The sequence below is a fragment of the Paenibacillus sp. MDMC362 genome, assembly GCF_003269305.1.
GTDB lineage: Bacteria > Bacillota > Bacilli > Paenibacillales > Paenibacillaceae > Paenibacillus_AQ.
Window position 1 is genome coordinate 114,457 of sequence record NZ_QLYT01000051.1, and the last position, 22,228, is coordinate 136,684.

At 49.4% G+C, this 22,228-nt stretch carries 18 protein-coding genes and 1 riboswitch; of the genes, 7 read left to right on the forward strand and 11 right to left on the reverse strand.

Features of this window, described 5'->3' with window-relative positions; genetic code table 11:
- Positions 1–2: 2 nt before the first annotated feature.
- Entirely contained in the window at positions 3–3,947 is a 3,945-nt protein-coding gene (locus DP091_RS24140) for a discoidin domain-containing protein (protein WP_181469911.1), read from the reverse strand.
- Positions 3,948–4,210: 263 nt separating this feature from the next.
- Entirely contained in the window at positions 4,211–5,419 is a 1,209-nt protein-coding gene (locus tag DP091_RS24145) for a DUF418 domain-containing protein (RefSeq protein WP_113060641.1), read from the reverse strand.
- Positions 5,420–5,680: 261 nt separating this feature from the next.
- Here DP091_RS24145 and DP091_RS24150 point away from each other — a divergent pair, with 261 nt between their 5' ends.
- Complete coding sequence (locus DP091_RS24150) at positions 5,681–6,370, forward strand: response regulator transcription factor (RefSeq protein WP_113060642.1); 690 nt, start codon at positions 5,681–5,683, stop codon at positions 6,368–6,370.
- Positions 6,367–7,830: a sensor histidine kinase gene (locus tag DP091_RS24155; RefSeq protein ID WP_113060643.1), complete on the forward strand. Its 1,464-nt coding sequence runs from the start codon at positions 6,367–6,369 to the stop codon at positions 7,828–7,830. The genes DP091_RS24150 and DP091_RS24155 overlap by 4 nt, the downstream gene beginning before the upstream one ends.
- 109 nt (positions 7,831–7,939) lie before the next feature.
- On the opposite strand, the gene DP091_RS24160 is transcribed toward DP091_RS24155, so the two are convergent.
- A complete protein-coding gene (locus DP091_RS24160; protein ID WP_113060644.1) occupies positions 7,940–8,896 on the reverse strand; it encodes a 3'-5' exoribonuclease YhaM family protein in 957 nt (318 codons plus the stop codon).
- 185 nt (positions 8,897–9,081) lie between these two features.
- Between DP091_RS24160 and DP091_RS24165 the strand changes: the two genes are divergently transcribed.
- Entirely contained in the window at positions 9,082–10,008 is a 927-nt protein-coding gene (locus DP091_RS24165) for an NAD(P)-dependent oxidoreductase (protein WP_113060645.1), read from the forward strand.
- A gap of 129 nt (positions 10,009–10,137) precedes the next feature.
- On the opposite strand, the gene DP091_RS24170 is transcribed toward DP091_RS24165, so the two are convergent.
- Positions 10,138–11,058, reverse strand: coding sequence for an aldo/keto reductase (locus DP091_RS24170; RefSeq protein ID WP_113060646.1), 921 nt, complete (start codon positions 11,056–11,058; stop codon positions 10,138–10,140).
- A gap of 215 nt (positions 11,059–11,273) precedes the next feature.
- On the opposite strand from DP091_RS24170, the gene mgtE reads away from it, so the two are divergent.
- Together mgtE and DP091_RS24180 are read left to right on the forward strand one after the other, a co-directional pair.
- A complete protein-coding gene (gene mgtE / locus DP091_RS24175; RefSeq protein WP_113060647.1) occupies positions 11,274–12,629 on the forward strand; it encodes a magnesium transporter in 1,356 nt (451 codons plus the stop codon).
- A gap of 254 nt (positions 12,630–12,883) precedes the next feature.
- Positions 12,884–13,960 carry an SDR family oxidoreductase gene (locus tag DP091_RS24180; RefSeq protein WP_113060648.1) on the forward strand — a complete coding sequence of 359 codons (1,077 nt, stop codon included), beginning with the start codon at positions 12,884–12,886 and terminating at the stop codon, positions 13,958–13,960.
- Positions 13,961–14,032: 72 nt separating this feature from the next.
- Here the strand turns inward: DP091_RS24180 and DP091_RS24185 are convergent, their stop codons facing one another.
- The 4 genes from DP091_RS24185 to DP091_RS24200 form a co-directional block, all read right to left on the reverse strand.
- A complete protein-coding gene (locus DP091_RS24185) occupies positions 14,033–14,407 on the reverse strand; it encodes a winged helix-turn-helix transcriptional regulator (RefSeq protein ID WP_113060649.1) in 375 nt (124 codons plus the stop codon).
- A 295-nt stretch (positions 14,408–14,702) separates the two neighbouring features.
- Positions 14,703–15,857, reverse strand: a complete 1,155-nt coding sequence (gene ribD / locus DP091_RS24190; protein WP_113060666.1) for a bifunctional diaminohydroxyphosphoribosylaminopyrimidine deaminase/5-amino-6-(5-phosphoribosylamino)uracil reductase RibD — start codon at positions 15,855–15,857, stop codon at positions 14,703–14,705.
- Between the two features lie 17 nt (positions 15,858–15,874).
- Positions 15,875–16,624: a GTP cyclohydrolase II gene (locus DP091_RS24195; protein WP_113060650.1), complete on the reverse strand. Its 750-nt coding sequence runs from the start codon at positions 16,622–16,624 to the stop codon at positions 15,875–15,877.
- 187 nt (positions 16,625–16,811) lie between these two features.
- Positions 16,812–16,905, reverse strand: a riboswitch (cyclic di-GMP riboswitch).
- A gap of 162 nt (positions 16,906–17,067) precedes the next feature.
- Positions 17,068–18,414 (reverse strand): aminotransferase-like domain-containing protein, encoded by a 1,347-nt coding sequence (locus DP091_RS24200; RefSeq protein WP_113060651.1) that lies wholly within the window; start codon positions 18,412–18,414, stop codon positions 17,068–17,070.
- Positions 18,415–18,592: 178 nt separating this feature from the next.
- Between DP091_RS24200 and DP091_RS24205 the strand changes: the two genes are divergently transcribed.
- Positions 18,593–19,225, forward strand: coding sequence for a nitroreductase family protein (locus DP091_RS24205; protein WP_258394671.1), 633 nt, complete (start codon positions 18,593–18,595; stop codon positions 19,223–19,225).
- A 126-nt stretch (positions 19,226–19,351) separates the two neighbouring features.
- Positions 19,352–20,335, forward strand: a complete 984-nt coding sequence (locus DP091_RS24210) for a glycoside hydrolase family 43 protein (protein WP_113060653.1) — start codon at positions 19,352–19,354, stop codon at positions 20,333–20,335.
- Positions 20,336–20,508: 173 nt separating this feature from the next.
- Here DP091_RS24210 and DP091_RS24215 read toward each other — a convergent pair whose 3' ends face one another.
- The 3 genes from DP091_RS24215 to DP091_RS24225 all read right to left on the reverse strand — a co-directional run bounded on the left by DP091_RS24215 (position 20,509) and on the right by DP091_RS24225 (position 22,149).
- Positions 20,509–21,147 (reverse strand): SdpI family protein, encoded by a 639-nt coding sequence (locus tag DP091_RS24215; RefSeq protein ID WP_113060654.1) that lies wholly within the window; start codon positions 21,145–21,147, stop codon positions 20,509–20,511.
- Positions 21,131–21,415 carry an autorepressor SdpR family transcription factor gene (locus tag DP091_RS24220; protein ID WP_015736836.1) on the reverse strand — a complete coding sequence of 95 codons (285 nt, stop codon included), beginning with the start codon at positions 21,413–21,415 and terminating at the stop codon, positions 21,131–21,133. The genes DP091_RS24215 and DP091_RS24220 overlap by 17 nt, the downstream gene beginning before the upstream one ends.
- A gap of 230 nt (positions 21,416–21,645) precedes the next feature.
- Positions 21,646–22,149: a GNAT family N-acetyltransferase gene (locus tag DP091_RS24225; protein ID WP_258394672.1), complete on the reverse strand. Its 504-nt coding sequence runs from the start codon at positions 22,147–22,149 to the stop codon at positions 21,646–21,648.
- Positions 22,150–22,228: the final 79 nt, after the last annotated feature.

The following is a 22,228-nucleotide window of genomic DNA, read 5'->3' on the forward strand; positions in this document are numbered from 1 at the left end:
CATCATTGTCCCCTGCCCCATCCGTTTCCGTTCATCGGACGAAAGATGCCGACCTCCGTGTAATTATTCCATTGGTTCGACGTATTGCCCGATCCGTTGATGCGGATAAATCTCGCCGTTACCTCGGGGAATTGGAATACTTCCGGTTGGGCGGTCGTTCCTGAGCTGAGTCCGTCCGGGTAAACCGTGTTCCAGTGGACTCCGTCAGTTGAAGCCGTCACGGTAAAATAGGATCTGCGTGTTTCCCCGCTGAAAAAAGCGATCGAAACCGCGCCCACCTTCCGGTTCTCGCCGAGATCGTATTGAATCCAATGCGTTCCTTCCGATGTCCAGCGCGTCTCGTAATTGCCATCGATCGTTTTCTCCGGAGTATATCCGTTATTCGCCTGCGGGGATGCGCTGGCTGTGACTTCTTGAACCGGCAATCGGTGACCAGGAGGAGGATCGCCAATCAACGGTCCAGACTTCAAAGCGATGGTATACCGATTGCGGGCGTCCGGATTGGACCGATCGGTCACATCAATATACGTCTTGCCGGGAACGCCGCCGGCATGGATGACAGCAACATCATGATCGGAAACAACCTCAATCTCCGGAACCTTCGAGCGCTGGTCATACGGAACCGTCCATTCGTAATAGGTGCGCTGCGGATCAAACCCGGGCAGGGCGGAGCCGTCCACCGAGATGGCATTCACTTCTGGCAGCCGCACCTTTTGCGGCAGGGGACCGTCTGGAATCGACCAATCGTCAAGGCTGTGGAAATCCGGTGCTTCCTCCGGAAGCAGAGCCTCTTCGGTCAAAGGAACCATCCACAGCGACAGCTTACCCCGGGTCACCCCGGTCATATGAACAGCCAGCTTGCGTATGCCGTGATTTACCGTTTGACCCGAAGGATTCGGCGTCCCTTCCAGCGGCTGGGCCGTCATCTCGGAGAATGCCGCCCCTTCGGGAGCAGCCAGCATTTTGACGTACAGTTTTTTGTCGTTCTGCGTCAGCACGGCTTCTTGGCCGCTCCCGAGCACTTCTATGTCCGCTTCCGTATGCATGAACCAATAAAGCTCGGAAGACGATTTTAAGTCAAATTCATCCTGCACGATCAGCTGCTGACGATCGCCGGTCAGCATTAATCCACGCCTGTAGGATAACGCATCCTTCGGATACCGCTCGGTCAGGTCGATCATGCCGAAAGCGCCACGCGGCTTGAAATCACTTCTCACAAGCGGTGCTCGCGCATCGTAATCCTGCATGAAGACGGGATTCGATTCCGGGTTGATTATCATCACGTTTTGTCCCTGGGCGCCCTTACGGTAATAGGTCCAGCGTTGTCCGCCGGCATAATCCCAGAAGCCTGGCAGGTTATAGTTTTCCATCCCTAGATCCGTCGCCCACCGCTCACCCAGCGCATCGAACACAAATGTCCCTGCGTCCATATCGATATGGCTCAGCAGTGTATCGTTAAAACCTTTCACCGAAGCAAAGGCATCATTCAAGTCTGTCCATCCGCTCCGCATGGATATCGCCTCGTTCCCGGTGAATACCCGATCCAGCTTGTCGGGCTGCACATCAAACATCCCCGGACGGTAGAACAGCAGGTAGTAGGGAGAAAAGGCCCCTTTACGACGCGTCAGATCCCCGGCATACCAAGCGATGTGCGGCTGATCGTAGAAATCGGCCATCCAGAGCGTCTGGGGATGCACATTCGGGGTCGCCGAATCATAAAAATTAAAAAATCCTCCAGGTCCCCATAAATGCAGCGGATACTCGCCGGATTCCTTCACCCCCTCAAGCTCCGCTAAGCCGTAATCCTCTCCGAGCGTATGGTGCATTGCAGCCATTTTAAAGAAAAGGAACTCCGTCCCGTACTGCCAATAATGTGGCCCCTCCGGCCATGATCCGTCCTCCGTAAAGAAACGGAGCGTATTCTGCAGCTTACGATAAGACCCGCGCAGAATTTCAAGCCCGGCTTTCGTCACCTTCTCTTCATCACCCAGCATGGTTAGCGCCGCAACGGAAAAACTGCCGTTATCCACAAAGTTGATGTTGTTATACTCCCCGTTATGGGTGAATTCTCCGCGATACCAGGAGAGCGCGTGGCTGAACGCATGCTTCATGACCGCCTCCCGTACCATGTTCCGCTGCTGTTCAGTCATGGCATCATACAGCCAGTCGTATGTGAGCGAACATCCAAGCGTCATATACGTCAAGGAGAGCATATTATTATAACGCCCTCCCCAGTCGGGATATGCCGCGGCAGCCTCCAACTCCTCGATTGCCCGCCGAGCATAGGCTACATCCCCGGTCAGCTGATACATCATCGACGTTCGAATCAGCAAATCCCGAACATTGCTGTTGCTGCCTCCATTCGCAAGATATCCGTACGGCTCCGCATCCAGCAGCCGATCCGCCTCCCGCTTCAACTGATTAAACCACTTTGTCACATATTCATCCTGCCCGATGAGTTCGCGGATGGAAGCAAAATCACCGGCATCCGCAAACACGCGGGGATGTATGCCTTCATTACCGCTGGAGATCAATTGATCCAATAGATCCTCTTCATCCGGCACCACAAAAATACGGGTCTTCCCGGTCGCCGATTTTCCGGATGCTGTCGTCGCCGTAACTTCAAACGTATCGTAGCCGACTTCATTGGGCGCAGGCATATAAGTAAAGGAGCCGTCCGAAGCCAGACTCATCTCACCGCGGGGAGACCTGCTGAGTGTCCATTCCACCTGTTCTTCCGACAACAGGCGGCCCAGTTGTCCGGTTAGTGGAGTGTTTTTTTCGGTGGAATACCACGTCAGATCCAAGAGCGGAGGCGAATCCAGAGGAAGCACCTCAATCTTCGCCGCGGCGGCAGCCGGTCCGCCGTCCGCTCCGTAAGCCAAGAAAATGAACGAATCGGCGCCCGCGTAACCACGGTTCGGATAATATTGGAACGAACCATCAGGCAGGACCGATACCGTACCATTGCGTGGTACAGCGGCCAGTTCAAATGAAACCGAAGCTCCCGAGCTGTCGGCAGCAGCTAGCTGTCCGTCTAGTACGCCATTCTCGCTAATGGATCCCAAGTAGGACTCGGCGATAAGCGAAGGCGGCGTACCCACCGTAACGACGCCCTGTCTTGTTATCCCGCTCTGCGGGGACATAACAGATATGACAGCATGACCGGTTGCATGCGCCGTCACCTCCCCGCTTTGATATACCGAAGCTACGACCGTGTTAGATGAAGCCCATTCCAGGAACGTATCAGAAGTATTCTCCGGATCATAAGCTGTCTGGAAACGCCCGGTCTCTCCAGGTTGCAGGCTGATGGTCTGCCTGTCGAGTGAAATATCCCGCAGCGGGACATACTCCCGCATGGAGAGCTGGTCGAACCAGACCGTACCCGCCGATTTTTCCAGAAAGGCCTCGACCTTTCCCTGAGGATTGGCATCCATATCAGCAGCCACATGAACGACATGGCTGAAGTAGGTCCAATCCTTGGTCCCCCTTTCACCTTGAAACGCATAGCTGATGCTGCTAGTGCCGCTTCTCTTGTACTGGAAGCGGACCAGCACCTGATCCGAAACATTCTCGAGTTTGTACATGCCACTGAGCAAATAACTCTTACCTGCCTCAATGCCTGCCGCAGGGAGCGTTATCGCTCCCCGGTCGGTTCCAGATACGGTAGCGGTAATGGAGACAGACCGGGCCCCACTATAATAGACGGAGTCATCGACCGCAAATACCGGATTGCCCGCCGCCTTCCATTCACTGACATGTTCGGGAGCCACCTGGTCCAACCAAGAAGCCTTTGTGGTCACGGCTTCAAAATCCGAATTCAATAGCAGATTACTGCCTTGCGTAGTCGCTTGATCCGCCCAAGCCCCACCTCCCGTCTTCGAAAGCCCACCTGCCGACAATGCGATAACAAGCACGATCGTTAGCCAGCGTTTAAAGAACATCATCCAATCCCTCCCTCTCACGGATTCATCAGATTTGCCTTGCTTTTGCAGCTCCTGCACCCCATCTCCTTTCGCCTCGAAATTGTTATATCTAGCATCATAACGCAAGCACCTTAGAGCCGTACAACATATCTTAAAAATTGATAATGCATCTTCAATCGGTATCATGCCGCCCGATATTTTTGTTCGGTTTTCTTATAAAAAACTCGCCCCATAAGGGACGAGCATTTAGTGAGATTCACTTTTTGCGAGGGCATAACCTTCACTTATTCAGCATGCATAGCGGCCTTCTGTCCTTGTCTCACCGGATTTCCCCAATATGTAATCAGGCGCCAGATGTACTCGAATGGTCCCATCGGAAGCCGCTTCAACCAGACTCTGCTGAAGGCTGTTTGCAGAGCAAAAATGACGACAACCATCACCATCTGCCAGATCGGTTCGATCTTCCCATACCAGCCCAATCCGTAGCTGTAAAAGATTAATCCGCATAGGATCGATTGAAGCAAATAGTTGGTGAAGGCCATTTTTCCGGGATAAGAAAATAAATTCAGCACCTTCTGCCACGTTTTATTCTGGTATAAAAGTGCAAATACACCGATATAGCCCAGTGTCAAGAGTGGCCCTCCAACGAATAAGACTACGGCCTCGCACCAGGATGGTAGTCCATCCGCTAGCGACATCACGAGTTGGAGGACAAGACCCAGGCCTCCGCCAATGGCGACCAATCGGATGATCCCCTTCCTGTTCATCCGGACCTCATGCAAAATACGGCGCTTGCAGAAGTAGGCACCCATCAGGAACATCCCTAATACTTGCGGGTAGAAGACCACCATATTCAAGACGGAGCTGATGTAATCATTCAGCCGCTGAGCGATGATCTGGACCATCGTCCCCTCCCCGTAAATGGCTGCATCCCGCTCTTGGAAATAGACACCTATCTGATGCGCATCCGCTTGACTAAACGGCTCAAAGACCTGTCCAGCCGAAGAGTTCAGCAGACTTGCTCCCGTCAGCAGAACGGGAACGAGCAGCAGCAGGGACAGTGACCAGATCAGCAGCGTTCTCGGCTTGCAGCGTTGAAACAGCATCAGCAGAAAACCCATGAGTGCATAGTGGGTCAGAACGTCTCCGTACCAAATCAGAATTCCATGGATCAGGCCGATTAGGAGCAAAGCCGTCAACCTGCGAGTATAGATACGGTTAAAGCTTCGTCCTTTTGCCTGACTGCTCTCCTGTAACATGATCATGCCAAAACCAAACAGGAAAGAGAAAATCAATATGAATTTGCCGTCAATTACAATTCCGCGCAGCAGCATCAGGACTTCATTGTACCAGCCTGACCATAATTCAACCCCGAACGAAATGGTTTGCAGCGATGTCGTAAAAAACGTGATGTTCACCAAAAAAATGCCTAATAATGCAAATCCCCTCAAGCTGTCAATGAGCCTTATTCTTGGCTGTGAATTCGTTGCCATCATCGTACCTCCTTATCAATGTGCCTTCAGGTTAAGGTACAATCATAAAGAAAGGATAAAGAAAAGTTCTGCTTGTGGATCTTTTGATGTGCATTACTTCAACGGAGCAGGCGGAATCGTTCTGGAGAAGATCCGCATGCGCAGTGATGCTTGAACTACTGAATAATAAATTCCATTTCTTTATTCATTCTTTAGAAATGACGTGTACACTAACTAGATAGACCCTTTTTTAATAGCTATTTTTCGGAGGATGCAATAGATATGGCAAACGAAACGATCCTATTAGTCGATGATGAAGAAGAAATCATCTCATTTATACAAGATGCCCTGGAGCTAGAAGGCTATCAGGTACTGACTGCCGGAAGTGGACAGGAGGCGTTAATCCAGAGCAAACAGCAGCCGTCCCTGATCATACTCGATGTAATGATGCCTGATATGAACGGCATTGCGGTATGCGAGCAGCTTAGGGAAAAGACGCAGTGTCCCATTGTGTTCTTAAGCGCTTGCCAAAGTGAAGTGGACCGAATTCGAGGGCTGGCTGCCGGCGGGGACGATTATTTGCTCAAGCCCTTTAGCCTTGCTGAATTAAAAGCCCGTATCCATGCCCATCTGCGGCGAGAACAGAGAATCCGCACGCACAAAGAACAGGGCATCCTGCGCTTCCCAGCCCTGACGATCGATTGCAAGGGGCATGCCGTTACCTGCAACGGGCACAACATCGCTCTTACGAATAAGGAGTATCAGATCTTGGAACTGCTGGCGATGCATCAGGGGCAGGTCTTTTCCAGAGAGCAGATTTATGAGAAGTTATGGGGATTTGACGCTGAAGGGGACGACTCTACCATCACCGAGCATATTAAGAAAATACGGGCCAAGCTGGCCGCCCACGCACAGGACCGCAGCTATATTCAAACCGTATGGGGCATTGGCTACAAGTGGGATCCCCAATGATGAAACAGCGTTCCATCAAAAACACGTTCGCCCGCCATTTCGCCTCGATCATGGCCTGCAGCTTGCTGGCTACGCTTGTAACCTGGGGACTGCTCGCGATGCTGCTTGGATACTTGTTCAACCATGACATCGCGTTCCCGGCCAATCATTATGAAGCTCAGATCCCTGTAATTTCGGAGTACGCCGAAGCCCGGGGCGATTCTGTCATGGGCAGGCAGGGACAAGCCGATCTGGAAAAGGTAATCCCCTCGCAGGGCATGTCCTACCTGGTAGTGTCCCTTACTGGCGAACCCCTATATGGTGATCTTCCTCTCAACGAATCACTTAGCCGGCAAAAAATACTGGCACGCTTGAACCAGACGCATAAAAGCATGAATCAAGTCGTTAAATACACTCCGGTTGTCTCCGGTGACGGAAATCTTGCAGGGGCTCTTCTGCTTGGATATAACCTGAAGGTGACGGCAGCCAATCCGGCGCTGAATCCCTTGGTAACCATCGGGTCCCTCATCTTTGTTCTGACGCCTTTTCTGTACATCATCTTGTTCACGCTTATATTCGGAAGGCGATTCAGCCGACAGATCAGCACTCCGCTGCAGCAGCTTCTGCAAGGAGCCGAGCAAATTAAAGAGCGAAATTTACACTTTTCGATGACAGGGACATCGTCTATAACGGAAGTTAACCGACTTACACATGCCTTTGAGGACATGCGTCAAGAGCTGGAGCAATCCATCGAGCGGGAGTGGAGATTGGAGCAGGATAGAAGCACCATGTTTGCGGCTCTCGCTCACGACCTTCGGACACCGCTTACGATTATTCAAGGGCATGTTGAGGGCTTGGAGCAGATGAACGAGGAGTCTTACGAAGACAAACGATCGCAATATCTGCAAGTCATCAAACGCAACACGACACGCGCTTCAAAGCTCCTTCAGGATATGAATACCATCGCAGAAATTGAGAAGGTCTCTTTTCGGCTTCAGCCGCTTCCCGTGGATCTTGAAGAACTGGCAGATGATAAAACCATGGAATATGCCGCTTTATGCGGCAATCAGAACATAATCTTCCATACAGAGATCAACGATAATCGATTGAACAAGAAGCCCGTCCTCTTGGATCCCTATCGCATCATGCAGGTACTGGATAATCTCGTTTCGAACAGCATTCGATATACTCCTGAAGCCGGACTGATTCTATGGCGGATCGAAATCACCGAGGAGCAGGTGATGATGGCTGTTACGGATAATGGAGCAGGCTTTGGGCAGCAGCAGGATCTGCAGCAGGTATTTAAGCAGTTTTATCAAGGGGATCATCATTCCTCCAGACAAAAAGGGCATTCCGGTCTGGGGCTGTATATCGCCAAACTTCTCATTCAGCATCATGGAGGGCATATTTCTGCCGAGAACACCCCGCCTCGCGGGGCAACGGTGCGCTTTACCATACCGATATCGAGCCAAGAACCTTAAACTTTTCCCAGCATAACGAAGAGGCATCCTCCATGATCCAATGGATCGAAGGATGCCTCACTCATTTTATAAAAGGCACTCTCTTTTCTTACTCGTATTCAAGCAATCCTTATACCTTCAGTCGATAAATCGCCTTATTGTCGAGTCCGCGGATCATCGGTGTCCACGGCTCCGTTTCAAGTGTCGTATCCAGGGCATCCTCTACCATCTGCAGCTTGGCATCCAACAGATCGATATGATGCAGCGCGACGGCTTCAGCCGTCTGCGGCTGAACCGGGCTCCCCCACTCTCCCAGGTTATGGTGGGAAAGTACGAGATGCTGTAGTCCCAGTACCACTTCGGAATCCAGCGCGATGTCGTTCTGTATGGCCGCTTCAACGATCCAATTGGATGCCAGCGCGATATGTCCGATCAATTTTCCCTGATTGCTGTAGTCCGTAACAATGCCCATCTGAGCGATCATCTCTTCCGGCTTTGCGATATCATGAAGGATAATGCCCGCCCTAATCAAGTCCGGATTCAGAAACGGCCGCTGCTTGCAGATGAAATCGCCAATCTCCAGCATGCGGACAATATGATAGGCAAGTCCGGCAAAATAGGCATGATGATAGGTTTTGGCAGCCGGATAATGTATCAGCTTCTCTTCCACCTTCGACACACAATACTGCACAATGCTTCGTACCTGCGGCTCCGTAATCTCATTCATCGTAAGTTTGATCGTATGTAACAGATCCACGGGACGGATTGGCGCAGCCCTCACAAAATCGGTTAAGGAAACGCCGTCCTCATCCGTAGCTTTACGGATTCGGCTGATTTTGACTTGAGGCTGATCCCGGTAGCTCAGCACGGTTCCCCGGATTTTGACTAATTGCATCGGCAGGAACGTTTCTTTATCCTGTATGGTTACATCCCAGTACTTGGCCGAAATCTGGCCGCTCGCATCCGAGAGAATGATGTCAAAATAATCTTTCGGCGGCGTGCCGTTGGTCTGTCTCATATTTAACTCTTTCAGCAAGTAAAATCCAACAAAATCATCTTGAACGCTAAGTTTATTAATCGGCTTCATCTGGTTCCTCCCCAAAAAATCCCGTTAAGTTAACTATAACAAAGTCCCGTGCAATGAGTCTATTACACTGAAATATTCGCTCTGCAAAATAACAGAATCATTAGCCAAACTTCAGCTGTTGACTTTGACACCAGTGTCATCGTTTAGCATGGGGTTAGACTTATTGAGAGGAGCTATAATTCAAAATGAAAAACAATACGCAAAGTCAATCATCCGTGACGATCATAGGCCTGGGACCGATGGGTCAAGCCATGGCACGCACGTTACTGAATCACGGTTACGAGGTCACATTGTGGAATCGCACAGCCAGTAAAGCCAATGAGCTTGTTGATCAGGGAGCAATCAGAGCGTCCACAATTAAGGAAGCCTTGAATGCAAGCGAGGTAGTCATTCTCAGTCTTACGGATTACCATGCGATGTACGCTATTCTTGAAAAGGACTCTGACATTCTCGCGGGCAAGGTATTCGTTAATCTAAGCTCGGACACCCCGGAGAAAGCCCGGGAAGCAGCCAAATGGCTGGCCGGACATGGCGCTTCGCATCTCACAGGCGGTGTGCAGGTCCCACCGTCGGGAATCGGCAAGCCGGAGTCGTTCACCTTTTACAGCGGCCCCTTGGATATCTTCGAGTCCCAAAAGGAGTTGCTTGAAGTGCTGACGAGTACGGATTATCGGGGTGAAGATCCTGGGCTCGCCGCGCTATATTATCAGATCGGAATGGATATGTTCTGGACGGGGATGCTCAGTTATTTGCACGCTGTTGCAGTAGGCAAGGCTAACGGCATCACAGCAGAGCAATTGAAGCCTCATGCGATCAGCACGATGGCATCGCTGCCGCAATTCATTGAGTTCTATACGCCGCGCATCGATGCTGGAGAATATCCGGGGGACGTGGACCGGCTCGCCATGGGCGCTGCCAGCGTTGAACATACCGTCCATACTACACATGACGCTGGGATTGACGCTTCACTGCCTGAAGCGGTGCTGGAAATCTTTAAACGGGGGGTTGCCAATGGCCGTGGCGGGGACAGCTTTACCAGCCTGATTGAAACGTTCATGAAGCCCGCGGATCATCGCATTGAACCATCCCGTGCTTCAACGAGTCATCTCTAAAATTCGAATTTCTGCCTGCGAAGCGGGATGGTTGCCGGTTAGCAGGCAGGATGGGAATGATACAGGAAAAAGCACCTCTACAGGTGCTTTTTCTATTATCGTCCAATTCGCACTCGAATCTAGGTTGTACTAAGATTTCCACGCTCCCGGATGGTCGTCTTGGACCAAATCCAGCTCCACGGCTCTCGCGTTCGTCTCCACCTGCTCCACGCTCTTGCAGCCGGGAATGACGCAGCTGACAGCCGGATGCTTCAAGCACCAGGCCAAGGCCCACTCGGCCATATTCACGCCCTCCGGCACTTCGTTCTGCTTGATCTCTTCCACAAGCCTCAGCTTGGCATTGATCTCGTCCTGGTCACGATTCTTGCGCACATTGTCGCTGAACACCGTTCCCGGCTTGTACTTTCCGCTTAAGTACCCGCTTGCAAGCGGAACTCGCGCCAATACGCCAAGATCCTGCTTCATGCATGAGGGGAGAACCTCTTCCTCCGGAGCTTGATCCAGACGATTATACACGACCTGAATGGCTTTGGCATTCACCTCCGCAGCCTTGTCGGTTTGATAGATATTTCTGTTGCTTCCGATGGATATGCCCAGATTGCGGATCGTTCCCGCCTGAACCTGCTTGTCCAGCATCGTCCACATATCATCATTGTTGAACACTTCATCCGAGCCGGAATGGAATTGATACAGGTCGATGTAATCAGTACGGAGCGCTTTAAGTGACTCCTCCAGCTGAACTTGGATCTGCTTCGCATCCCAAGCGTTCTCCCATTGCTCATGCCATCGATGACCAAACTTCGAGGCAATGACCCAATCCTCGCGGCGGTCGCGCGACAAGAAATCACCGATGAAATTCTCAGACATATGATGAGGACCATAACATTCGGCTGTATCCAACAGATTAATGCCGAGCTCCTTCGCATGCGTTAAGATGGCATCGACTTCCTTCTGATTGAAATCCTTCCCCCAATCACCGCCAAACTGCCAGGTTCCCACACCGACTACCGATACTTTCAGATCGGTTTTTCCAAGACGTCTGTATTTCATATACTCACCCCTACTCTTAGATTTGTGCGCCTATATCTTATGTGAAATTGCAACCGTTTGCAACTCATGCTGCGGATTCTTTTTTCTCGTCCATCACCCTTGATTTCATCCACTGGCCGTATCCGGATTGTTTAATAATAAGTCGTTATGGTGAACCCTATAATACGTAATCATTTCGTTATCCTATAACGGAATCAGAAAGGAGGATTGTCGGCGTGAATACTCGGACGCTGGAGCAATGGATGCCGGACATTATAGAGAGTCTGAAAGCAAATACACCCCATGACTTTCAGCGAATGATCGATGAATTTCTTCCTTATGACCTGGCCAGAATACATAGCCATCTCAGCGATGCGGACCAAACCCGATTTCTGCAGTTTCTGAACGAGGAACAGCTGGCCGATATGATTCAGGAAATGGAGCATGACCAGCAGATCGAAGTTTTGGGCACGCTGGGCAAAGAAAAAACAGCCATCGTCCTGGACTTGATGGATAACGATGACCTCGCCATTCTGCTTGATGAGCTGTCGCCCGAGCAGAAAGACGAATTCCTCAAGGGAATGCGGGACGAGGAATCCCAGTTTGTCCTGAACCTGATGAAATACCCGCCGGAAACTGCGGGCCGAATCATGACCAATCGTTATGTGTGGATTCCCCAGCATTACACCGTATCAGAGGTCGTCCAGAAGCTGAAAACTTACGTCTCCATTTCCGAAACGATCAACTATCTGTACGTTATTGACCAAGACAAGAAGCTGATAGGCGTGGTGTCCTACCGTGGACTTATCTTGGCCGAACCGGATGAATATATGGTGGATATCATGCACAGCCGGGTACTATCCGTACCTGTGGATGCCGATCAGGAGGAAGTCGCGCAGATAATCCAAAAATACGATTTGGTCGCTATCCCCGTCGTTGAACAGGATAACAAACTTGTAGGCATCATTACGGTTGACGATATTCTCGACGTCGTCATCAAGGAAGCCGATGAGGACATTCGGAAAATGAACGCCACCGGGGGCAAATCCATTGACTTCAACACTAAAGCAACCGTTGCCGCCTTTCGAAGATTACCGTGGCTGATCCTGCTCTTATTCATCGGTCTGATCTCGGGGACGATCATTTCCCGATTTGAAGAGACGCTGGCACAGGTTGTCGCGCTAGCCTTCTTCATGCCCATGATTGCCGGAATGACCGGCAACACCGGCACGCAGTCGTTAGCTGTTATTGTACGCGGCCTGACTACGAAAGAAATGACCAAATCGCTGGTGTACCGACTGTTAGCGAGAGAGCTGAAGGTCGGCTTGATGATCGGGGTCACATGCGGGATCCTGATATCCTTGATCGCATACTTCTGGCAGGGCAATCTCTATCTGGGGCTTGTGGTCGGAGTCTCATTGATTGCAACACTCATCGTGGGCACGATGGCGGGCACCATCATCCCCCTCATTCTGTTCAAATTCAAGATCGATCCGGCTGTGGCCTCCGGTCCACTGATTACAACCATTAACGATATCCTATCGCTTGTCATCTACTTTGGTATCGCCACCCTGTTTCTTTCCTATATCTAGCCGACCACGGGGATGAATATTCCCTTTCAATAAAGACTTCCGGCACACAAGCTGGAAGTCTTTTGATGCTCTGCCAGATCCAATTTATCCACGGGTTTCTTATCCGGCAAGTGATTCAAAACTAATTGTCAACCTCTTTGCATTGCTTAAACATTACCAAAAAGTGACTAGGTCACTTCAAAGTGCGTACTTCTCAAGCCGAACCCTAACGTGCAAAATGACATTAATCAAGTATGACTTTAGGAGATGAATAAATGAATACAGATCAACGTTCACATCATTCGCAAAAGACGGCATTGGTTGTAGGAGCCAACGGGGTGATCGGCCGCAACCTCATCGAATACCTTGCCACGCTTCCCGATTGGAACATCGTCGGCGTATCGCGCCGAGGCGGCGAATCCACGAACCGGGTACGTTATATCTCCGCCGACCTGCTTGATCAGGAGGATACGATTGCCAAATTAAGCTCCTTGACCGAAGTGACGCATATCTTCTATGCGGCCTATCAGGACCGGCCAACGTGGGCCGAGCTTGTCGCACCAAATCTGGCGATGCTCGTCCATGTCGTGGAAGCTATCGAGCCCATTGCTGCCAATCTGCAGCATGTCAGTCTGATGCAGGGCTACAAGGTATACGGCGCGCATCTCGGTCCATTCAAGACGCCGGCCCGGGAGACGGATGCGAACCATATGCCGCCAGAATTCAATATCGATCAGCAGAACTTCCTCGAGGAACGGCAGCAAGGCAAAGTCTGGACCTGGTCGGCGCTGCGCCCATCCGTTGTCAGCGGCTTCGCCCTTGGGAACCCGATGAATCTGGCGATGGTCATTGCCGTCTATGCCTCGATTTCGAAAGAGCTCGGCATTCCTCTGCGTTTTCCAGGTAAGCCGGGGGCCTATCACAGTCTGCTGGAGATGACCGATGCCGATCTGCTCGCGAAGGCTACAGTATGGGCCGCAACCGATGAACGATGTGCCAATCAAGCATTTAACATCACGAATGGGGATCTGTTCCGTTGGAACGAGTTATGGCCGAAGATTGCGAAGTATTTCGAACTGGAAACCGCACCGCCTCTGCAGATGAATCTGGAAACGGTTATGGCGGATAAAGAGCCGGTCTGGAATCGTATGGTGGAGCATCACGGACTTGCGGAGCACACATATCAAGAGGTTTCCTCCTGGAAGTTCGGTGATTTTGTGTTCTCCTGGGATTATGATTTCTTTGCAGACGGTTCGAAGGCCCGCCGCTTCGGATTTCATGAGTATGTCGATACGGAAGCCATGTTCATGAACATCTTTGACGAGCTCCGGCGGCGTAAAGTCATTCCCTAAGCTATCGCGCAAGCTGCATGACAAAGAGCCGACTCTACAAGGAATAGTCGGCTCCTTCATTTATCATACCTCTTAGTGCCGATCCTCAAATGCAGGCTTCTCCAGCACCATGGCGGATTCGCCGTATTTTCGCTCGATATGAATATCGCCCCATCGGCACATCAAATGAAGAATTTCCTTCAAGCTCCAGCCATACTCGCTGAGTTCATACTCCACCTTGGGAGGAACCTGATTATACGTCTTTCGTATTATAACGCCTTCCTCTTCCAGCTCTCGCAGATGCTGTGTCAGCATTTTTTGCGTGATCTGGGGAATCAGGCATAAAAATTCACTATTGCGTCTTTTTCCGAAAGTAAGATGAAAGAGAATGACCGGTTTCCACTTCCCGCCAATGACCTCCAGCGTTGCTTCGACCGCAGTATTGTAGACTTTATTAGGATTTTCCATGCGTACTCATCTTCCTTTCGATATGCTGAACCCTTCTTCTCCAACAAGCATACCATTTTCCCCCTTGCTTAGAGCATGTATTCATACGATTTATCAGCAGCTCTACATAAAATGTCTCTTACAAAAATATACCATCTGATTTATGCTATCAACATGGGACTTGATAACCAGTTAATGGAAAATTTGAAAAACCGACAATAATAGATTCGAATATGCGAATGAGAAAAAACGGCAGTTGGGTATCCCGCTGCCGTTTCTATCATCCATAATATCATGTACTCTATTTGTCTATTCACTAATAACTATTCAAGGAAAGTTCATTCAGATTATCTGTTACGCAGGAACTTTTAGACATGGAATAATGGTAATCCGGATAAGCGGTAATGCAAATATCTTCGCCGATTTGTTGTACGGATTGAATCTTTACGCGTACCGCGTCATCCATTAATTCCAAATCCGAGCCGCCATAGGGCGAGAAGGATTGCCGTCCCCCCAACACTTTGGGAGCGATATAAATCATCCATTTATCAATAAGGTTGGCTCGAAGGAATGATCCATTTACTTCGCTGCCTCCTTCTACCAGCAGGTCGGTAACACCTCGCTGATATAACATATCCGATAATGCATGGAGATCCAGCCCGAAACGGTTCACAGGAACGAACAGAACTTCAATTCCTTTTTGCTGCAGCATGTGTACTCTTCCCGGATCAGCACCCTCCTTCGTGACTACCCATGTCGCTGCTTCCGAACAATCGGTAACTTTGGCATCTTCGGGCAACCTCAAATTCGAATCTAAAATTACCCGTATGGGATTCTTCCCACTTTCTTCCGGCAGTCGGGTCGTAAGGAGCGGATCATCGGCCAACACCGTATTAATTCCTACTAATATGGCGTCGACTTTGTTTCTTAATTTATGTACTACAAGCTGTGTTTCATCACATGTAACCCATTTAGAATGCCCCGTTGACGCGGCAATTTTTCCGTCAAGCGTCATGGCTACCTGGGAAATGATAAACGGCCGTCGTTTTGACATATTGTGCACGAATCGTTCATTAAGTAACTCGGCTTCCTTCCCCAATACACCCACATCAACTTCTATTCCATTCTCTCTCAATAATTGAATGCCTCTTCCGGCCACCTTCGGATTCGGATCCTCCATCGCCACGACAACTCTTGCGACTCCCGAATTCAAGACTAATTCTATGCAAGGGGAGGATTGAGGGCTTGGTTCCAGCGTAACATAGAGCGTTGCGCCTTCGGTATACCCATCAGCCATCCGAAATGCATGCACCTCTGCGTGAGGTTCCCCAGCTTTCCTATGAACACCTGCGCCAACTACTTGTCCGTCTTTGACTATCAGTGCGCCAACGACCGGGTTCGGATTGGTTTTCCCACTGGCCGTACCTGCCAAATCCAATGCCAGCTTCATAAAATGTTGGTCTAAATTCATATGATTAACACTCCCCATCATAATAAAGCTGTCTCCACCAAAGAGTCGTAAATATGACCTGATTTTTCGATCTTCGTTGCCAAATACCGATTATTATGCTCGGATACATCTCCCCAAATGGATTTATGATGATCGGTTAAAAGTCCCTTTTCCCGCAAAGACTGCAGCTTTCTAGGATTGTTTGTAATCAGGGTGACTGGTTTTTGCCGCAAGCTTTGGAGTACACGTATGGCTTCATCATAAGATCGATGGTCATCTGCAAAGCCAAGGCTTAGATTGGCCTCTACAGTATCGCACCCCTCATCTTGCAAAAGATAAGCTAACGATTTGGGGAAAAGCCCTATTCCGCGACCCTCGTGATTCGCCAAATAAAAGAGAGCTCCAGTACCGTTTTCGATGATCATGCGCATGGATTCCCGCAGTTGGTAGCCGCAATCGCATCGTTTACTTCCAAAGATATCTCCGGTATGGCAAATGCTGTGCATCCGTATCAGGGCATGCTCCTCATTGGCAAAATCGCCATATACTAGTACGGAAGACTGCTGATGTGAAGCAAGATCTGCCTGAGATAATGATTCCAGAATGTCATTCTTATCCATAAATGAATTACCTGTATTTAACCAAGTATACCATTTAAATACAGCCTCATTGTCCTCCAACTGCACAGGGAGCCTAACGGGACCAACAAGACCGATGTTGGGACATTCCGGCTGTTTAAGAATGGTTAATTTACTAGCTAGCAATTTCCTGACCTGGTCCATATTCATGAATACAACTCCTTGTTGGTTTAGATGGTGATCAATCGATTGGTTTGTTTCCCTCCTTGAAAACGTTGGCAGTTTTTACGTTAGCTACTACTCCTCCAACCTGAAAGAATTTGGTTAGAAAATGGAATTTTTTTAGAAATAAACGCAAAAAGCCCCTGTCTGAATAGACGGAGGCTTTTCCGTCGTATTCGGTAACTGGCTAGCATAGCGGATACGAGTGATCCGCCTTAGCCCCTATAGCTTTGCGTCGCCACTTTTCAGTGGGTTTGCCATTATCGTACGATGTCATTTCATAAAATAAATCCGCGATCATTGCCGAATATGGAAGAACACACCATATCGGAAACAATCGAAAGTAATAGCTTTTTATCATATAACTACCAGATGAATATAAAATACATTTTTATGAAATGCAACCTAAATATAAACATGACCCGAAAGAATCACCATCGATTGCCTTCTTCCCGCTTCACTTCCTCAACGATCGCTTGAACCCCCTTCTCTATCTGTTCCAAGCGCGCTCTGGAAATGCTGATTCGCAAAAACTTCTCCCTTTCCAGATAATCGGACAAATAAAACAACTTTCCGGGCATCACCAAGATGTTCCGCATTTTCAGCCGCTTGATCAGCCGCTCTAAGTTTATAGTCTGCGGCAGCTCGAATAATTTGTATATTCCGCCGTCACCGGGTACGACTTTAACGAGCCCGGTTCCCCCGTACCGTTTCACAGCGGAGTCTATTGCCTGCATTCTGGCTTCATATTGACTGTAGATTTTCTGTTTATGCCGTTCATACATACCGTTGCTGATATAAATTTCGAGCGCTGCTTGGGACAGCAGTGAGGTATCTCCATATTTTTTATAAGCATGAAATCCCTCCAGCAGCGCTTCCGGCAGCACGACGGCACCTAAACGCAGGCCTGGAAATATAATCTTTGAAAAGCTCTTCAAATAGATGATATGCGAAGTTTGGTTATAAGCATGGATGGGGTCGAATCCGCGTCCACTGCCAAGGTCAGCCATGTAATCATCTTCCACCACAAACACGTCATATCGGCTGGCCAGGGCGGCGATCGCTTTCCGCTCTTCCATTCGAAGCGACGTTCCGAGAGGGTTATGATATCTGGACATCGTGTAGAAAAATTTGATGTTCCCCGTTTTGAACCGGTCCTCGAGTGCTCCCAGATCAATCCCGGCTGTTGAGCGGGGTATGCCAATGACGGATAGTCCTTCCGCCTCCAAATATTGCAAATAGTTATTATAGCTTGGCTGCTCAACGAGAATCACCGATTTTCCGTTTGGAAACGGCATCTTAGCCAGTATCTCCAGCGCTTGATTTGCACCTGATGTCACCACGATCCGATCTGGCACGGTAAATACCTGAGCGTCAGCCAGATGGGACACAAGCGTTTGGCGGAGCTTATCCATTCCTTTCCCATCACTATAAGTAAACAGATGATATTTATAGGTATCAATCGCCTTGTTCAAGCAGTGCTGAAAGTCCAGATAAGGGAACACATTCACATCCGGAGAAGCCGACGCAAAATCAATCAAACTCTTATCCATGTTATCCGAATCCCCATCTTTCTGGACTACATAATAACCGCTTTGCGAAACCGAATAAATGGCGTGCCGTTTCTCAAGCTCAGTATAAGCACGAATCACGGTACTAATGCTGCACCCGTAGGATTGGGCCGCGCTTCGAACGGAAGGAAGCTTCTGCCCTGAACGATATTGTCCTTCTTGAATTTTCGATTCCATATCGGTAAGAATGGATAAATATTTTTTCATTACCCCGCCCCCTCGCGACTCTTATTATACAGGATCTCACCACTGTATCGGTACAGTTGTCAAAATAGGGAATGGTTTCAAACACATCATTATCCTATATTCAAGTAACCGTTCGCTGCGTTGGGAACACCTTCCCGGCCTTAAGAATGAAGATAACTATGATAGGGAGCTGATTCGCGTGGCATCCATTTCTCATGCCGATTATTTAACTACTGTACGTGAACGTCAAGCGGTAAAACATTTTGACCCCCAACACAAAATTAGTCATGAAGAGATTAAAGAAATGTTAGAGATCGCGAGTACCGCACCTTCCGCCTGGAATCTGCAGCATTGGACGTATCTTGCCATTACAGACAAGGCCACCAAAGACAAATTGTTACCCATCGCATATGGGCAAAAGCAAATCGTTGAAGCCTCCGCTATCATCGCGGTTTTGGGAAACCTGCAGGCCCATCAACATGCCGAAGCGATATATGAACAAGCGGTTCAGGCAGGATTCATGACAGAGGAGGTTAAAACGAATCTGGTCCGGCAGATAATGAATTCCTACACCAATGCGCCTGAACTTGCACAGGAGGAAGCGATACGGAGCGCTTCCATGGCCGCCATGCAGCTCATGCTGGCTGCAAAGGCGCGCGGTCTTGATTCATGCCCGATGGGCGGATATAACTCAAGCCTTTTTATGGAAGCATTCGGGGTTCCGCGCCATTTGATTCCCGTAATGCTGGTTGCGATCGGCAAGAAGTCCGTTCCGGCTCATCCTTCAACACGTTTACCCTTAGAAGAGACGGTCTTTTGGAATCACTTCTAAGGCTCAATCCAAAAAGATCTAATATTTTTAGGTGAAAAACCTAATTTTCTTAGGTTTTTGGAGAGGATCGCGTCTGATAAAATGAATACAAGCGCTTACAATGCAATGATCCGAGGAGGAAACGTGATGAACAAGCCCGTACAGCCTAACGAACCGATCGTAACCCATATCTATACTGCAGACCCATCCGCCCATGTATTCGAGGGTAAAATTTATATTTATCCATCCCATGACTTGGATCATGAGAACACGTCCAATGATAACGGCGACCAGTATGACATGGAAGACTACCATGTTCTGTCGATGGAGAATGTGGATGCTCCATGCGTGGACCATGGCGAAGCTCTTCATGTGAAGGATGTGCCCTGGGCGAAGAAGCAAATGTGGGCCCCGGATGCTGCCTTCAAGAACAACACTTACTATTTATACTTCCCCGCCAGGGATCATGACGATATTTTCCGTCTCGGCGTAGCGACAAGCTCGTCTCCTTCTGGCCCATTTAAACCGGAGCCTCATTACATTCCGGGCAGCTACAGCATCGACCCTGCCGTATTCATGGATGACGACAATCGTGCCTATATTTACTTCGGCGGCCTCTGGGGCGGACAGCTGGAACAATGGCAGACCGGGTCGCACATTCCGGATGCGGAAGGGCCTGCCGCAGACGCGCCTGCTATCGGACCGCGGGTTGCTGAGCTGAGCGATGACATGCTTAATTTCAAAGAGACGCCCCAAGAAATATCCATCGTTGATGACAAGGGCAACCCGATTGTTGCAGGGGATGAAGAGCGAAGATATTTTGAAGGACCTTGGGTCCATAAATACAACGGAACCTACTATCTTTCTTACTCTACCGGCTCAACACACAAAATCGTCTACGGCACGAGTCAGAGTCCAACGGGGCCTTTCGAGTTCAAAGGCACGATTCTAACCCCCGTAATTGGCTGGACGACCCATCACTCCATCGTTCAGTTCCAGGATAAATGGTACCTCTTCTACCATGACAGCTCCCTTTCCGGCGGAGCGGACAATAAACGCAGCGTCAAATTTACCGAGCTGACCTATAATGAGGACGGCACCATTCAGACGATTCATCCGTACGGCAAATAAGGCAAGGGGAAGGCTGGATTCCATCACTATGGAGTTCAGCTTTTCATGTCATTATTTGGTACCCGATACGGATGAGCCCGTGTTCTGCCGTAAAATAAACAACAAGCTGACCCATCGTTCATGGAGTCAGCTTGTTGGCCGTTCGGGACGTTCTTGTGTTGCTGCCCCGCCCGTTACACACCCTTTTTAAACAAAGTGAACGAGTAAATCGCTGGAGCCGCCACAATTAATATAATGACAGGGACGATTGCAACGGCAAGGTTCGCCTTCAGAAACGCCGTCAGGATCATGAACGCTCCGCCTGCCATCCACAGGTACCCCGCAAAACGATGCGTTTTATTCCAATTATTCTGGCTGTTCAGCGTCCAAGGCAGCTTGATGCCCACCGTATAGTTCTGTTTGCTCTTCGGCAAATAATTACCGGTGACCACGAGCAGCATGCCCACGAGAGCCGGTGCAATCGTCTGGATCGGCAGCTCGGCCCCCATGGCCTTGAACAGCGTGATCGGCATGAGAATGAGAGACAGCGCGGGGATGAGCCATAGACCCATCGTTCTTAATACCGGGGCAGCGTTCATTTTCTTAGGATCGTTGTTAAGCGCTACATTGACAACGACGTTAAGAACCGCAGTAATCAACGGAAGGACAAACGCCGCAACCGCCTTCGACACATAATTATCCGGATTGCCTGCTGCGTCCCAGTGAACAGCCACCTGCTCAGGCAATTGGTTATACAGCGTCATCGATAAAATAATTGGCAATAAACATATCAGCGTTGTTATAACCAGCATCGAACTATTCTTTTTCCTCATCTTGTTTCCCCCCGTTAAATTGTGAAAACCACAGCATGATTTCTTCGAAGACGGACACGTTGATCTCATAGTAGATATAATTTTTATATTTCGTTTCAAATATCAGTCCGGCCTTCTTCAGCTGCGACAGATGATACGAAATGGTCGCCCCGGTCATATCGAAATGCTGGCCGATCTCTCCGGCTGACATTTTGCCGCGCTTGAGCATAACCAGGATGTCCCGTCTCACCGGATCAGATAACGCCTTGAATGTTTCCGGAAAGCCCAATGTGCATCACCCATATTTCTATTTAGAATTTCATCTAAATACATTATCGCTTATCCCTGCATCCAATTGCAATACCTATTTTGAAAAAAATCTAAATAGAAGGTAAAAATGGGCATCCGAAAAGCCCCCTCGCCATGATGCATGTAATCGTAGTTTTCCTAATAAACAGCAAAAGTCCACCTCGGACCAGCATACACGCTGATCCTCAGCAGACTAACTTCATGACTTGTTTATCCAAGCACCTTTTCAAATACCGGAAAGCTTAATGCTCTGCCCGGGAAGTTCACTTCTCCCCGCAGGTCATAACCTAATCCTTGATACAGCTTGAGAGCAGCCGTATTCTTGGCGTAGGTATCCAATCGCAGACTCGTGTAACCCTCTCGCACGGCATATTCTTCGGAGAAGGCTATCAGTTTTCGCGCAACTCCCTGTCCTTGGGCTTCCGGATCGACAGCAAGCCGATGCATCATTAAATGAGGCCCTTTCATCTGCTTCCAGTTAATGGTCTCATACTGCTCAGCCTGCGATTCGTCAAGGACGATAATCCCTAAGATCCGGCCTTCGCCCTCAGCTGCAAACAATGTTCCTCGCTGCAAATCCTCACCAATGACCTCTCGGTTCGGATACTGATCATCCCATTGATCGCTGCCTCCAGCCTGCATGACCGCAACACAGCGGGCTATCAAAGCCATGATTTCTTGAAGCTCCTCTATTCGTCCTGTTCGTATGTTCATATTCATCGATGCACCTACTATTGTTTTTTTAGAACAGTTTACTATGCTTGGACGGCTGCAACAACACGTAAACATGAAA